Source organism: Halobacterium sp. KA-6, assembly GCF_021029015.1.
Lineage (GTDB): Archaea > Halobacteriota > Halobacteria > Halobacteriales > Halobacteriaceae > Halobacterium.
Map to the genome: position 1 here is coordinate 129,422 of NZ_JAJJZH010000002.1, position 14,041 is coordinate 143,462.

Genomic DNA, 14,041 nt, shown 5'->3' on the forward strand with positions numbered 1-14,041 from the left:
GAGGAACGACCCGCGAGTAGCGTGGACGACCGCAGTGAGCCGCGAGTAGAACTGTGAAGTCCGGGACGCGGGCGCTCGGCGTCGCGGAGTCCTATCAGGGGGATACGTCGACGTTCGCCGGTGCGGTCGTGCGGGCGTCCCGCGTCGCGGACGGCTTCTCGTTTACTTCGTGTACGGTCGGTGGCCTCGACAGCACCGCGGCCGTCGTCGACTGCTACCAGCAGTTGGACCGCGAGGACGTCCAGTACGTCTTCGTGTCGGGCATCGCGCCCGCGTGGTTCAATATTGTCGATCTCCACGCCGTCCACGACGCCGTCTCGCGGCCCGTGCTCTCCGTCTCCTTCGAGGAGAGCGAAGGATTGGAAGCCGCCATCCGGCGGGAGTTCTCGGGCGACGAACGCGACCGGCGTCTCGCACGCTACGAGCGCCAGCCCGACCGCGAGCCCGTGACCGTGAACGACGAACAGGTGTTCGTGCGCGCGGTCGGCTGCGAGAATCCCAAAGAAGTCGTTCGGGCGTTCACGCCCGAAGGCGGCCGTCCCGAGCCGTTGCGGGTGGCACGGCTAGCGGCACGTGCGGCTGACCGAAGGGAGGCCGCAGACTGAGCGAGCGGAGAGCGCGTGCTCGACCGGATGGGAGAGCACGAAGCGACCCGTGAGCTGCGCGGCCGACGAGTACATGAGACCGCAGGCGACGACTCGGGTCTGTAACGCTTAACCCGGCGGCCGTGGTCGGCACACGCATGAGCGACATTGACGGCATGGAGGGCGTGGAAGTCACGGAGTGCACGCGCTGTGCGGACCTCGTGGAGTCCCGCAGCCAAATCGTGAACGGGGACGGTCCCGAGGACGCGGGCGTGCTGTTCGTCGGGGAGGCGCCCGGCGAGTCCGAAGACGAGGAGGGCGTGCCGTTCGTCGGGCGCAGCGGCGACGTGCTCGACGACGAACTCCGGGACGCGGGGCTGCCGCGTGCGGACATCCGCATCACGAACTGCGTGCGGTGTCGACCGCCCGAGAACCGCGACCCCAGTCAGGAGGAGTTAGCGAACTGCCGGCCGTACCTCGAACGCGAAATCGAGCTCGTCGACCCCGAAGTAATCGTCACGCTCGGGAAGGTCCCCGGCGAACACCTGCTCGGGCGGGACGTCGCGGTGACGAACGAAGCCGGCAGCGTCGAGCGCGTCGAACTCGGCGGCGAGCCCCGCGAAGTGCTGATTTGTCTGCATCCGGCGGCGACGCTGTACGACGCGAGCCAGCGCGAGACGTTCACGAGAACGATAGAGAAAGCGGCGACGATAGCGGGCGGGAACAGCGGACAGTCCCAGCTCGGCGAGTTTTAGGGCTGCCGGTCGCCGACACCGAGCCACTTCTTCGCGTCGAAGAGGCTCCGGACGGCTTCGAAGAAGCCTTTCCCCTCGTGTTCGCCGGGGCGGAGCCTGGCGCGAATCCGCGAGGAAATGAGTTCGATGCCCAGCACGACGACGAACACCATGATGAGTCCTGCTGCAGTCTGCCGGAACTGGAAGAGGTCCTGGCTGTTGCGAATCATCAACCCGAGCCCGCCGGCACCGACAACGCCCAGCGAGATGGCGATACGGGTGTTGATTTCGAGGATGTACAGCGTCCACGCGATGAACGACCGAGACACCTGGCTCAGCATGCCGAAGCTGACGGTCTGCGTTCCGGACGCGCCCGTCGAGCGAATCGCCTCGATGGGACCCTCGTCGATTTCTTCTAAGTCGTCCGTGAACAGGCGGCCCAGGTTCCCGATGCCGTCGGTCGCGATGGCCAGCACTGCGGTGACCTGGCCCGGCGGCCCAATAGGGATGTAGAGGAAGATCCAGACGATGGCGGGAATCGCGCGAATCGCGCTCAGAGTGCCACGGAAGATGAAGTTGAACGGGAACGGCGTGACGCGCTCGCTGCCGAGCACGCCCAGAACGAGCGCGAGTGGGAACGCGAGCACAGTCCCCATGAACCCCAGCAGAAGCGTCACCAGGCTGGCGCGGACCAGCGACTGCCGCTGCGACTGGAGGCTTTCGAGGATGTGAACGCCGCCGTCGCGGAAGCTAGCGGGAATGGCGCGCAGGCCGGTAATACCCTGGTCAGTCGTGTAGATGGTGAACCGCTGGAAGTCCGGGGGGAAGAAACCGGTCGCGATGAAGTCGTACATCGCGGGGTACCGGTCGGCGACGACGTTCGGCTGGAAGCCGACGAAGCCCAGCCCCCAGTACGTGATGGCGAGCACGGCGGCGACCAGGGAGACCCACAGCACGTACTTGATGCGACGCGCACGCTCTAGCTCCTGTAGCTTCTCTCGTACCGCGGGGTCTGTCGAGCCGCTCACGCGCTCTCACCACCGTCGGCGGAGGCGTTCCCGTCCGCGGCGCTGGATGTCACCGTGTCGGTGCCGGTCGGGTCCGTCTCAAGGTTTCCGTTGCTGTCCTCGCCGTAATAGATGTCGTCCATCTGTTCCATCGTGAGGTCGTCGGCGTCGCCGTCGAAGATGACTTCGCCGTCCCTGATGCCGAGGAATCGGTCGCCGAACTCGCGGGCGATGTTCACCTGATGGAGGCTCGTGACGGTCGTCAGGTCCTCCTCCTTGGCGGCCTTCTTCAGGTACCGCATTACGTCGCGAGCGGCCTTCGGGTCAAGGCTCGCGACAGGTTCGTCAGCGAGCAGAATCTGTGGTTCCTGGACGAGTGCGCGAGCGATGCCGACGCGCTGTTTCTGCCCGCCGCTCATCGACTCCGCGCGCTGGCCGGCCTCATCGAGGAGACCGACGGTTTGCAGCGCTTCCAGGGCGTTGATCTTGTCGTACTCAGAATGCATCCCGAGGGCGCTCCGCAGGAGGCCGTTCCGGGAGAGTGCTCCCGAGAGCGCGTTCCCGAATGCGGTCTTGCTCTCGAGGAGATAGTGTTCCTGAAACACCATACCGACCTCGCTGCGGTTGTGGCCAATCTCCTCGCCGCCGATGCGGACGGAGCCCTCGGTCGGTTCGGTGAGCCCGTTCAGGACGCGTAGCATCGTGGATTTACCGGCCCCCGACGGCCCGAGCAAGATGACGAACTCCCCCTCAGGAATGGTGAAGGACACGTCGTCGAGCGCGACGGTGTCCTCGTCGTATATCTTGGTGACGTTGTCGAACTCGATTTTTGGCATCGTGGGGTTCCTGTATCGGGGAATGTGTGGCCGTGGGAAAAACGGCCCGAACTAGCGCGAGAGCGCGCCGAGGCCTTACTCCTCGAATATTTCCGTGCCGACGCCGAGTTCGTTGGCGACGTCGATGACCGACTGGTAGTCCTCCTGGCTCGCTTCGCGGACGTCACTGAACCAGAGGTCGTCGTCGGTGCCTTCTTCGCCGTCTGCGCCGTGGTAGATGCTATCTGGTCCTTGGAGGAACGCCTCCTGGATGGCAGTCTTGACGTCGTCGCTGAGCTCTGGGGAGACGACGATGGGGGCGCGCGGCAGACCCGAGTCCTCGTGGAGCGTGGTTGCGACTGAGTCGAACTCCTCAGGCGACGGGCCGGTGCTCGTATCTCGGACGAATCCGCCCATCGCGGCGGCGTCGACCTGGCCCTGTTCAAGGAGCGTGTACGAGCCGACGTGGCCGCCGGCGAACCGAGCGTCGAACTCGGCTTGCGATCCGTTACCATCGGGAAGGTTCCCAATGTCGAGGCCGCCCTCCGAGGACATGCTGTACAGCGGGTACAGCGCGCCGCTGGTGGATAGTGTGTCGGAAAATGCAACCGTCTTTCCGGAGAGGTCCGATAGCTCCGTGATGTCGCTATCGTTGGGGACTGCGATAATGCTCTTGTACGTCCAGCCGCCGTAGCCGTACCGCTGGAGGATGATTTCGGCGTTGTCGGACATCACGCCGAGTGCGCCAGCGAACGGGCCAGTTTCGGCGACGTCCAGCGTTCCCTGTCCGAGCGACTGGATGATTGCGCTGTAGTTGCTGCCGATAGTCCCCTCGACGCTCAGGCCGCTGGGGACGTCGTAGTTCTCCTGGAGGTAGCTCCCGATGTGGTCTTCAAGGGGTGCGTACTGCACTTCGAGGTCCGACTGGGGGACCGACGGCGAGATGCCGAAGTCGATGGTCCCGTCGTCACCGAAGGACATCTGGTCGGAGGTCTCCGTGGTTGTGTCGCCACCGGAGGTCTCCGTAGTGGTCCGCGCTTCGGTCGTACCGCTGCCGCCGTCGCCGCCGTCACCGGTGCAGCCAGCGAGTCCCGTGAGTCCAGCGATACCTGTCGCACCTGCGATTTTGAGGAATTTGCGTCGTCCCGCCATGGGAAATTCGTTTGTGAATACGAGAGATAGTTGAAAAGGTTTGTCCTTCAACTATATCCAGCAGTAACCACCACTATGTAACAAACGGCGGAGGGAAACCCACTTGCAACTGGGGGTCGAAGTCACGAACATGAGTATCTCGTCGACCGACCAGACGACGGCCTCGGTCGTCGTCGTGGACTACGGGCTGGGGAACCTCCGGAGTGTCACGCGCGGGCTCGAACGCGCGAACGCGGCCGTGACAATCTCGGACGACCCCGGCGCACTCGACGACGCCGACGGCATCGTGCTCCCGGGCGTCGGCGCGTTCGGCGACGGCATGGAGAACGCCGGCCCGTTCCGCGACGCGCTCGTCGACGCCGCCGACGAGGGCCGCCCGCTGTTCGGCATCTGTCTCGGGATGCAGATGTTGCTCACGGAGAGCGAGGAAGCCGAACGCGAGGGGCAAGGCGACGTGAAGGGCCTGGACCTGATTCCGGGGCGCAACCGTCGATTCACGGGCGACGTGAAGGTCCCGCACATGGGCTGGAACGAACTCGACGTCGTCCGCGACCACCCGCTTGTCGAGGGCGTCGACGGCGAGTATGCGTACTTCGTGCACTCCTACTACGCCGAGCCGGACAGCGACGACCACGTGGTCGCCGAGACCGACTACGGCGAGGCGTTCCCGTCCATCGTCGCCAACGACGAGGGCAACGTCTTCGGCACCCAGTTCCACCCCGAGAAATCCGGCGAGACCGGGCTCCAGATTCTCCGGAACTTCGTGGACATCTGCGCCGACCAGTAGCCCGTCAGCTGTTCTCGGTCCCGAACAGCATTTTTCTCCCGTTCCGTCGACAACGAGCGTACGACCACCGTAGCGTAGGTTCGTGAGGCAGAGGAGGACGGCGTACTGACCAACCGACAACGAGCATCCGCGAGCGAGCGGCTCGAAAAGCCCGAGCGAAGCGGTTCACCGCGCGACCGCAGGGAGCGCGGGCCGACAACTGACCAGAGCGAGCGAGGCGAGCGTCGGGAAGAAGGAGTGCTTTTTCCGCAAGTTTTTGCCAGCGAGAGGCACGTAGCACCGTGAGCGCAGCAAAAAGTGTGTCTTAGAGAAAATCCCTAACTTCGCTGTAGAACATGTCGTGGTGGTCGACTTCGCCGACGCGTTGGGCGATGTCGGTGGCGATGGCATGCCAGCAGGATTCGTCGTGGTCGAGGTTGTACTGGCTGTCTTGGCAGTTGCAGTTGCCTTCTTCGACGATGTATTCGTCTTCGTGGCCGACGACGACGGTGAAGTCGTTGTACTGTTTGACGCGGCCTTCGCTGGCGGCTTCGATGGCGCGTTGGCCGCGGTCGCCGTGTTCGGCGAGGATGCGTTCGGTGATGGGGGCGGTGAGTTCGCCGGTGTCGGCGAGTGCGGCCCGCCAGTCGTCGACCTCGGGCACGACCCGCTGTTGGGTGGCGCGTGGTTTAGCAGGTTCGGTCGCGCGTCCGTGGTACGAGTTGGCGTATCAAAATAATTCCTTAATTATTGTTAATGCCATTCGAGCCATATAACATTATTATTCATTAACTTTATGCGGTTGGTCGTCCCGTCACCAGTTGCGATGCCCGTAGTACGCCACCGCACGACCGCTCGCACCGACTATCGACCACCACAACGACCCACAGAGACCCCACCATGCCCACCTACACGGACATAGAGAACACCGGCGCGCCGGTCGTCCCGGACCTCCGGGGCGACGCCGACGAGGAAGAATCGCTATCCGAGACCGTCTGGAGCCACCGACACACGGAGCCTACTGATGAGTGACGACTACCCTGACTACACGCACCGAGACATCGACAACGCCGCCGCGCGCGAATTCCGCGAACTGCTCGCGGACGACGACCCATACGTGTTCGCGCCCGGCCTCTACCACGCCCTCGACGCGCGGCTCGCCGAACGCGCCGGCCACGACGCCGTCTACATGAGCGGCTACTCGACGGTCCTCGGGCAGTTCGGCTTCCCGGACCTCGAGATGGTGTCGATGACCGAGATGGTCGAGAACGCCAAGCGCATCGTCGACGCCACCAGCCTCCCGGTCGTCGCCGACGCCGACACGGGCTACGGCGGCGTCCACAACGTCCGGCGCGCCGTCCGCGAGTACGAGAAGGCCGGCGTCGCCGCGATTCACATCGAGGACCAGACGACGCCCAAGCGCTGTGGCCACATCGCCGGGAAGGAAATCGTCTCCCGGGAGAAGGCCCAGGCGCGCTTCGAGGCCGCCGTCGACGCCAAGCAGTCCGAGGACACCGTCATCATCGCGCGCACCGACGCGTACGGCTCCGCGAACGGTGACTGGGAGGAACACCTCGAACGCGGCCGCATCTACGCCGACGCCGGCGTCGACCTCGTCTGGCCGGAGATGCCCGACCCGTCCCGCGAGGACGCCGTCGAGTACGCCGAGACCATCCACGAGACCCACCCGGACCTCGACCTCGCGTTCAACTACTCGTCGTCGTTCGCGTGGAGCGAGGAAGACGACCCGCTGACCTTCGAGGAGCTCGGCGACCTCGGCTACGAGTACATCTTCATCACCCTCTACGGCCTCCACTCGGGCGCCCACGCCGTCTACGAGGACATGGAGAACATCGCGAACAACGCCGAGCAGGCGCAGTTCGACCTCGAAGACCGCTACCTCGGCCACGAGACCGAGAGCCACCACGACCTCTCGCTGGTCAGTCGCTACCAGGACATCGAGACCCAGTTCGACCCCGAGGCCCGTCGCCGCATCAAGGAGTCCGAGGGGTACAGCGAGGACGAGAGCGACCCGATTACGGCCGACGACGAGGCCGCGGCGACGCAGGATGACTGACCCGACCGCGCGCCACTACGATCGCGAGTTCGTGCGGACGTTCTTCACGTCCCCGACGGCCGTCGAGGGCGAGGACGACTCCGCGAAACTGCTTCGCAGTGCAGCCCAACTCCGCGGCATCGAGGCACCCGACGTCTGGGTGCCGGACAACGAGGACGCCACCGCGCCCTCCATGCGCGCCGAAGGCGCACAAAACATCGTGGACGTGGTGAGCGACCACGGGAGCGAGTTCCCGGGCGAAATCCACCCGCGCGTGGTCTGGCACCGCGAGAGCCCGTCCACCCGCTACCGCGGCTTCCAGCAGATGCTCACCATCGCCGACCCCGACGCCGGCGCCGTCGACCACATCGACGGCTTCGTCATCCCTGAGGTCGGCGACATCGACGACTGGAAGAAAGCCGACGAGGCCATCACCGTCGTCGAAGCAGAGCACGGCCTCGACGAAGGCACCCTCTCGATGTCCGTCATCATCGAGAGCGGCGAAGCCGAACTCGCCATGGGCGACCTCCGCGAACAAATGGGCAACCCCTCGAACAACCTCGAACGCATGTTCCTGCTCGTCGACGGCGAAGTCGACTACACCAAAGACATGCGCGCGATGACCCCCACCGGCGAACTTCCACCGTGGCCCGAACTCCGCCACAACACCTCACGGGGCGCCAGCGCTGCCGGTCTCGTCGCCGTCGACGGTCCCTACGACGACATCCGCGACGTCGAGGGCTACCGCCAGCGCATGCAGGACAACCGCGCGAAAGGCATGACTGGCATCTGGTCGCTCACACCCGAGCAGGTCGAAGTTGCGAATACTGCGCCGCTCCCGCCCGAAACCGGGAGTTGGCTGCTTGAGGTCGACGGCCGCGAGGTCGAACTCGACGCCGAGGACGACCGCCAGGTCTACGACGGCGACCACCTCTCCCTGGAGCAAACAGAGGGCGGCTACGTGCTCCTTGAGGGCGGCGACGAGCGCGAACTCACCCAGGAGGAACTCCGCGAGGAACTGCTCGACCGCACCTCATACGTCCCCAGTATGAACGATATCGTCGACTCCATGGAGGAGTTCGAAGCCGCCAAGGAAGCCGGCAAGGGCGCCATCGCGATGACCCAGTCCGCCACCCTCGATATTGATGGCGTTACCATCGACCTCAGCAAGGACCGCATGTGGGACGAAGCCACTTACCAAGCGGCCCAGACGCCGATTACCCTCTTCCAGGACGTCTACCAGCACCGCCCCGACCAGCACGACGACCTCCAAGCCAAGTACGGCAAAGACGTCGTCGAACGCGCAACCAACGTCGGGAACTAACGACGCGCGGCCGCACGCGGACGTGCTCAGCCCGCCCGCGGCCGTTCCGTCGGCATCCAGAATCTCGTAGCTCGGGAGGTTCTCGCCTCCCACTTCTCACGACCCACAGTGCTGCACAACTCGGGAAACTACGTCTCCCGCTGCTCGCGCCTCGCTACGCTCAGCGCTCGCTTGACCCGAGAGACTTCGTCTCTCGCAACCGTCGGCCTTTTTTCCGCGTCGCACCGAGAAGCGGTATGCTCGTCGAGGAAGGCGGCGTGACCGTCGAAGTACCCGGGGAGGCTGGCGGCGGCGAGGGCGCCGGCGACGGCGTGTTCTTCAACCCCACGCAGGAACTCAACCGGGACCTGACGGTCGCGGCGCTGTCGGCGTACCGCGAGCGCGAGCCGCGCGCGGAGACGTACCTCGACGCGATGGCCGCCAGCGGTATCCGGGGCGTCCGCGCGGCCGCAAACGACTGGACGACGACGCTCGCGGACCTCGACCCTGATTCGGTCGAACTCGCGCGGGCGAACCTCGCGCGCAACGACCTCGACGGCGAGGTCGTCCAGCGCAACGTCAACAGCCTCCTCCACGAGGACGGCCAGTTCTTCGACGTGGTGGACCTCGACCCGTTCGGGACGCCGATTCCGTTCGCGGACGCGGCGTTCGCGAACGCCCGCAACCTCGTCTGCGTCACGGCCACCGACACCGCGCCGCTGTGTGGCGCGCACTTCGAGTCCGGCGTCCGGAAGTACTCCGCCGTCCCCCGGAACACCGAGTACCACGCCGAGATGGGGCTGCGCGTGCTGCTGTCCGCGCTCGCCCGGACCGCCGCGCGCTACGACGTCGGCGTCACGCCCATCCTCAGCCACGTCAGCGACCACTACGTCCGCACGTATCTGGACCTCTCGCACACCGCGACCGAGGCCAACGAAGCCATCGACGAACTCGGCTACGTCTACCACTGCCAGGAGTGTCTCCACCGCGAGCACGAGTACGGCCTGATTGCGGACCCACCGGAGACGTGCGCGCACTGCGGCGGCCGACAAGTGCTGCCCGCGGGCCCGCTGTGGCTCGGGGCCGCCCACGACCGGCAGTTCGTCGCCGAGGTCCGCGAGCACGTCACTGATTACATGGGCACCGCCAAACGCGCGCGCAAACTACTCGATACTGTCGCGGGCGAACTCCACGAACCCACGCACTTCGACCAGCACCGCCTCTACAAGCAGTGGGGAGAGCCCGCCGTGGGCATGGACGAGTTCCTCGACGAACTCCACGAGGCGGGGCTGGCGGCCTCGCGCACGCAGTACGGCGGCACGACGTTCAAGACCGACGGCACGCTCGCCGACGTCGAGGCCGCGGTCCGCGAGTAGGCGTCGCGCAGTAGCCCGATTTATGACCCACCACGTCGAAGTCCGTGACGTGACACGAATCGGGTCCGCCGTCGGGGTCGCGCGCCGCGTGGTCGGGACGGCCCAGGACGAGCAAGTGACGTTCCTCTCCGCGGCTGTCGCCTACTACGCGTTCGTCTCCCTGATTCCGCTGCTAGTGTTGTCAGTCGCAGTCGGGACCGTGCTCGGCGGCGTCGAACTCGTCGACGCCATCGTCGGCGCGCTCGGGCCGTTCCTCACCGAGTCCGGCGAGACAGCGCTCCGGGACGCGATGACGGACGGCCGCGGGCGGACGAGCGCGACCGTCGTCAGTCTCCTCCTGTTGACGTGGTCCGCGCTCAAACTGTTCCGCGGCCTCGACGTCGCGTTCTCGCAGGTGTACGGCGTCCAGGAGCCCGAGTCGCTGCTCGAACAGGTCGTCGACGGACTCGTCGTCCTGCTGACGCTGCCGCTGGCGGTCGGCGCGGCAATCGTCGTGACGGTGCTCGTGCCCTACCTCGACGTCCTGCCGTACCTCGACCTCGCCAGCGCGCTGACGCTGCCGGTCGCGCTCACGCTGGTGTTTCTGCCGTCGTACTACGTCTTCCCGGACGTCGAGATGTCCGTCCGGGAAGCGGTGCCGGGCGCAGCGTTCGCCGCGGTCGGGTGGACGCTCCTCGCGCAGGGGTTCCGCGTGTACGCCGCGTACGTCGGCGGCGGCGAACTGTACGGGATTCTGGGCGGCGCGCTCCTCCTCGTGACGTGGCTGTACTTCGGCGGCATCGTTATCACCCTCGGTGCGGTACTCAACGCCGTGCTGTCGGGACGACCTGACGACGACGAGAAGCCGGAGCCCGAGCCACCGAACGAGGCGCCGGACGTCGCCGAACTCGGCGCGGAAGTCGAAGCGCTGCGCGCCGAGTTGGACGCCAAGACCGTGCGCAAGTCCGAGCTGGAGGCGGACCTCAAGCAGTACGTCCGCCAGCGCCTGCGCCGCGGGAAAGCCCGCGGCTGGGGACCGTACCTCGTGTTGCTGTACGGCACCCTGATGACCGTCGGCGCGTTCCACTACCTCGACGGCGGCTGGTCCATCCTGGCGATGCTCGTAGTGTGGCTGTCGACGCTGGGCCTGTACGTGCTGATGGTGTTGTTCGGCCTGAGCATCAACGCAGTCGGACTGCCGGGCCGCATTGCCGACCGCGTGCGGTCGTGGCGACGATGAGCGCAATCGACAGGAGCGTCAGCGTCACGGAGACGCTCGCAGGAAGCCTCCCCGAGGCGCTGGTGCCGGTGTTCGTGGTGTTGACGTTCCTCGGGAGCACGTGGTTCGTGACGACTGTCGGCCCCGCGGTCTACCTGTTCGGCCCCAAACGCGACTGGCTGTCGCGCCGCGACGGCGCGCGCCTGCTCGCGGTGAGCATCGGCGCGCTCGCGCTCGTCGTCCTCACGAAGGGGCTGTTCGCGGAGCCGCGGCCGCCCGAGTCGGTGATGCGCATCGCCGAGGACGGCAACGGCTTCCCGAGCGGCCACGCCACCGGTGCGGCGGCGTTCTACGGCGGACTCGCAGCGCTCCTCGACGTGAGCGACCGCGCGCGCCGGTACGCTGCAGCCGCCGGGATGATTGCGCTCGTGGCGTTCACGCGGCTCGTGCTCGGCGTCCACTACCTCGGGGACGTAGTCGCGGGCGCGCTCCTCGGCACGGCGTTCGTCGTGGCGCTGCTCGCGCTCACCCGCCGCCGCGTCGGCTACGGGTTCGTCGTCGCGACCACTACCGCCGTCGCGGCCGTCGTGCTCGTCGGCCCTACCGAGGACCCAGTCGCGGCACTCGGCGGGACGGTCGGCGCGCTCGTCGGCTGGTGGCTGGTGACCCGCAGGGGCGCACTGCTGAACGACGTCTCGGTGAAGACCGCGGCCCCCATTCTCGTCGTGCTCGGCGGGACCGCCGCGCTCACGCTGAAAGTGGACGCGATGCTGCCCGCGATAGGTGTGGCACACGTCGTCGCCGGCGTCGCGTTCGTCGCGCTCCCGGTCCTGCGGCAGTGACGCCGTCGCTGGTCGGCGCGCGACGCGAAAGAAAACGTGGAGTAGAGCCGTCTAGAACTTCTCGAGGTAGCGGTCGAGCTCCCAGTCGGAGACGTCGACGCGGTAGTCGTCGTACTCGGCGTTCTTCGCTTCGAGGAACTTCTCGGAGACGTGGTCGCCGAGCGCGTCCAGGACGACCTCGTCGTCTTCGAGCTCGTCGAGGGCGTCGCCGAGGTTCGACGGCAGCGTCTCGATGCCGTACTCGTCGCGCTTGGCCTCGTCGAACTCGTAGATGTTCTCGCGGACCGGGTCGTCGCAGTCGAGGCCGCGCTCGATGCCGTCGAGGCCGGCATGGATGAGCGCCGCGAACGCCAGATACGGGTTACACGACGGGTCCGGGAAGCGCGCCTCGATACGGCTGGCGGCGGGCACGCGGGCCGCGGGCTTGCGGATGAGCGCGGAGCGGTTGCGGTCCGACCACGCGACGTACACCGGCGCTTCGTAGCCGGGGACGAGGCGCTTGTAGGAATTCACGGTCGGGTTCGTGACCGCGGCCAGCGCCGGCGCGTGTTCGAGGATGCCAGCCGTGAACTGCTTGGCCGTCTCCGAGAGGTCGAACTCGTCGTCGCCGTCGTGGAACGCGTTCTCGCCGTCCTCGGTGAACAGCGAGATGTGGGTGTGCATGCCGGAGCCGTTGATGCGCGGGATGGGCTTGGGCATGAACGTCGCGTGGAGATCGTGCTGGGCCGCGATGGCGCGCACGACCGTCCGGAACGTCCCGACGTTGTCCGCCGTCGTGAGGGCGTCGTCGTACTCGAAGTTGATCTCGTGCTGGCCCTGCGCGACCTCGTGGTGGGAGGCCTCGATTTCGAAGCCCATGTCTTCGAGGCCGTAGATGATGTCACGGCGGACGTCGCTGGCGAGGTCCTTCGGCGCGAGGTCGAAGTAGCCACCGGCGTCGTTGGTCTTCGTCGTCGCGCGACCTTCCTCGTCCTCCTCGAAGAGGAAGAACTCGGGTTCGGGCGCGGCGTTGACCTTGTACCCCATCTCCTCGGCGCGGTCGAGGGCCTGCTTGAGCACGTAGCGCGGGTCACCCTCGAACGGCTCGCCGGTCGAGGTGTCGACGACATCGCAGATGAGACGCGCAGCGCCGCCCTCTTCCTCGTCCTCGCGGGTGCGCCACGGGAGCACGGAGAACGTCTCGGGGTCGGGGACGAGGCGCATGTCCGACTCCTGGATGCGGACGAAGCCCTCGATGGACGAGCCGTCGAAGTAGATGCCGTCCTCGAACGCCTTCTCCGCCTGGCTGGCGGGGATGGAGACGTTCTTCACGGTGCCGAGGATGTCCGTGAATTGGAGACGGAGGAAGTCGATGTTCTGTTCGTCTATCTTCTCGAGTACCGCCTGCTCGCTCGGGCTGAGGCCCTCACTAGGATTCCCGTTCGTCATATCTGTGGACACTCCAGACGAGTACATCCACCATTAAAGCAGTAGCGGTTAGCGTAATTTTGGGAGACGCAGCGATAACTGAACATTCGTAAACTTCTATACGGCGGAGACGGTAGGGGTGGGTATGACGTACGAAAACCTCGACGCGCACCTCGTCAACGAGCTGCTGGCCGACGGCCGCGCCAGCCTGCGCAGCCTCGCCGACGAACTCGACGTATCGGTGACGACCGTCTCCAACCACCTCAAAGACCTGGAAAACGAGGGCGTCATCGAGGGGTACGTCCCAATCGTCGACTACGACCAGCTCGGCTACGACGTCACCGCCATCATCCAACTCAAGGTCGAGGGTGGCGCGCTCCCCGACATCACCGACCGCTTCCGCGACCACAAACAGATGGTCTCCGTCTACGAGGTCACCGGCGACCACGACGTCATCGCCGTCGGGAAGTTCAACGACACCGACGACATGAACGCGCTCATCAAGGAACTGCTCTCGGACGCCGACATCAAGGAGTCCAACACGAGCGTCGTGCTCAACGCCGCCGCCGAACACGAGCAGTTCGAGCTCGACGTCGACGACGAGTAACGCGACCACTCCTTTCTGCGACCGCGCGTGACCCGGAGCCGCCGCTATCCAGCGAAACGTCGAAAGAAAATCGCGAGTAGTCAGCCGACGGTGCAGCGCGGCGGAACGGGAGCATCCGGCGACCGGAGGTCGCCGGTTCACAGCGCGCGAAGCGCGCTGGCCCCGAGGACCCCCGAAGTGGGGTCCGTCGGGGC

The 14,041-nt window shown here is 66.1% G+C and carries 15 protein-coding genes; 10 read left to right on the forward strand and 5 right to left on the reverse strand.

The annotated features are described in order from the left end of the window. Window positions 1-53 precede the first annotated feature (53 nt). On the forward strand, window positions 54-605 hold the full coding sequence (locus tag LPA46_RS05650; RefSeq protein WP_230891785.1) for an endonuclease dU: 552 nt from the start codon (window positions 54-56) through the stop codon (window positions 603-605). A 137-nt stretch (window positions 606-742) separates the two neighbouring features. After that, window positions 743-1,339, forward strand: a complete 597-nt coding sequence (locus tag LPA46_RS05655; protein WP_230891786.1) for a uracil-DNA glycosylase — start codon at window positions 743-745, stop codon at window positions 1,337-1,339. Here the strand turns inward: LPA46_RS05655 and phnE are convergent. The 3 genes from phnE to LPA46_RS05670 form a co-directional block, all read right to left on the reverse strand. Further along, window positions 1,336-2,346: a phosphonate ABC transporter, permease protein PhnE gene (phnE, locus tag LPA46_RS05660; protein WP_230891787.1), complete on the reverse strand. Its 1,011-nt coding sequence runs from the start codon at window positions 2,344-2,346 to the stop codon at window positions 1,336-1,338. The two genes, LPA46_RS05655 and phnE, sit on opposite strands and share 4 nt — an antisense overlap. Next, on the reverse strand, window positions 2,343-3,161 hold the full coding sequence (gene phnC / locus LPA46_RS05665) for a phosphonate ABC transporter ATP-binding protein (protein WP_230891788.1): 819 nt from the start codon (window positions 3,159-3,161) through the stop codon (window positions 2,343-2,345). Before phnC ends, phnE begins: the two co-directional genes overlap by 4 nt. A 75-nt stretch (window positions 3,162-3,236) precedes the next feature. After that, window positions 3,237-4,292 carry a phosphate/phosphite/phosphonate ABC transporter substrate-binding protein gene (locus tag LPA46_RS05670; protein ID WP_230891789.1) on the reverse strand — a complete coding sequence of 352 codons (1,056 nt, stop codon included), beginning with the start codon at window positions 4,290-4,292 and terminating at the stop codon, window positions 3,237-3,239. A 130-nt stretch (window positions 4,293-4,422) separates the two neighbouring features. On the opposite strand from LPA46_RS05670, the gene hisH reads away from it, so the two are divergent. Beyond that, window positions 4,423-5,079 (forward strand): imidazole glycerol phosphate synthase subunit HisH, encoded by a 657-nt coding sequence (gene hisH / locus LPA46_RS05675; protein ID WP_230891790.1) that lies wholly within the window; start codon window positions 4,423-4,425, stop codon window positions 5,077-5,079. A 304-nt stretch (window positions 5,080-5,383) separates the two neighbouring features. Here hisH and LPA46_RS05680 read toward each other — a convergent pair whose 3' ends face one another. Then, window positions 5,384-5,722, reverse strand: coding sequence for a hypothetical protein (locus LPA46_RS05680; protein WP_230891791.1), 339 nt, complete (start codon window positions 5,720-5,722; stop codon window positions 5,384-5,386). Between the two features lie 236 nt (window positions 5,723-5,958). Here LPA46_RS05680 and LPA46_RS18800 point away from each other — a divergent pair, with 236 nt between their 5' ends. The 6 genes from LPA46_RS18800 (at window position 5,959) to LPA46_RS05705 (ending at window position 11,833) form a co-directional block, all read left to right on the forward strand. Beyond that, on the forward strand, window positions 5,959-6,090 hold the full coding sequence (locus LPA46_RS18800; protein WP_269069528.1) for a hypothetical protein: 132 nt from the start codon (window positions 5,959-5,961) through the stop codon (window positions 6,088-6,090). After that, window positions 6,083-7,135: an isocitrate lyase gene (gene aceA / locus LPA46_RS05685; protein WP_230891792.1), complete on the forward strand. Its 1,053-nt coding sequence runs from the start codon at window positions 6,083-6,085 to the stop codon at window positions 7,133-7,135. The genes LPA46_RS18800 and aceA overlap by 8 nt, the downstream gene beginning before the upstream one ends. After that, on the forward strand, window positions 7,128-8,438 hold the full coding sequence (gene aceB / locus LPA46_RS05690; protein WP_230891793.1) for a malate synthase AceB: 1,311 nt from the start codon (window positions 7,128-7,130) through the stop codon (window positions 8,436-8,438). Before aceA ends, aceB begins: the two co-directional genes overlap by 8 nt. Window positions 8,439-8,674: 236 nt before the next feature. Further along, a complete protein-coding gene (locus tag LPA46_RS05695; protein ID WP_230888085.1) occupies window positions 8,675-9,793 on the forward strand; it encodes a tRNA (guanine(26)-N(2))-dimethyltransferase in 1,119 nt (372 codons plus the stop codon). 22 nt (window positions 9,794-9,815) lie between these two features. Beyond that, on the forward strand, window positions 9,816-11,012 hold the full coding sequence (locus LPA46_RS05700; RefSeq protein ID WP_230891794.1) for a YihY/virulence factor BrkB family protein: 1,197 nt from the start codon (window positions 9,816-9,818) through the stop codon (window positions 11,010-11,012). After that, window positions 11,009-11,833, forward strand: coding sequence for a phosphatase PAP2 family protein (locus tag LPA46_RS05705; protein ID WP_230888087.1), 825 nt, complete (start codon window positions 11,009-11,011; stop codon window positions 11,831-11,833). The genes LPA46_RS05700 and LPA46_RS05705 overlap by 4 nt, the downstream gene beginning before the upstream one ends. A 51-nt stretch (window positions 11,834-11,884) precedes the next feature. On the opposite strand, the gene glnA is transcribed toward LPA46_RS05705, so the two are convergent. Next, entirely contained in the window at window positions 11,885-13,261 is a 1,377-nt protein-coding gene (gene glnA, locus LPA46_RS05710) for a type I glutamate--ammonia ligase (RefSeq protein WP_230888088.1), read from the reverse strand. 124 nt (window positions 13,262-13,385) lie between these two features. Here glnA and lrp point away from each other — a divergent pair, with 124 nt between their 5' ends. After that, the gene (gene lrp, locus LPA46_RS05715) at window positions 13,386-13,847 is read left to right on the forward strand and encodes an HTH-type transcriptional regulator Lrp (RefSeq protein ID WP_230888089.1); all 462 of its coding nucleotides are present in this window, start codon (window positions 13,386-13,388) and stop codon (window positions 13,845-13,847) included. The last annotated feature ends 194 nt before the right edge of the window (window positions 13,848-14,041 follow it).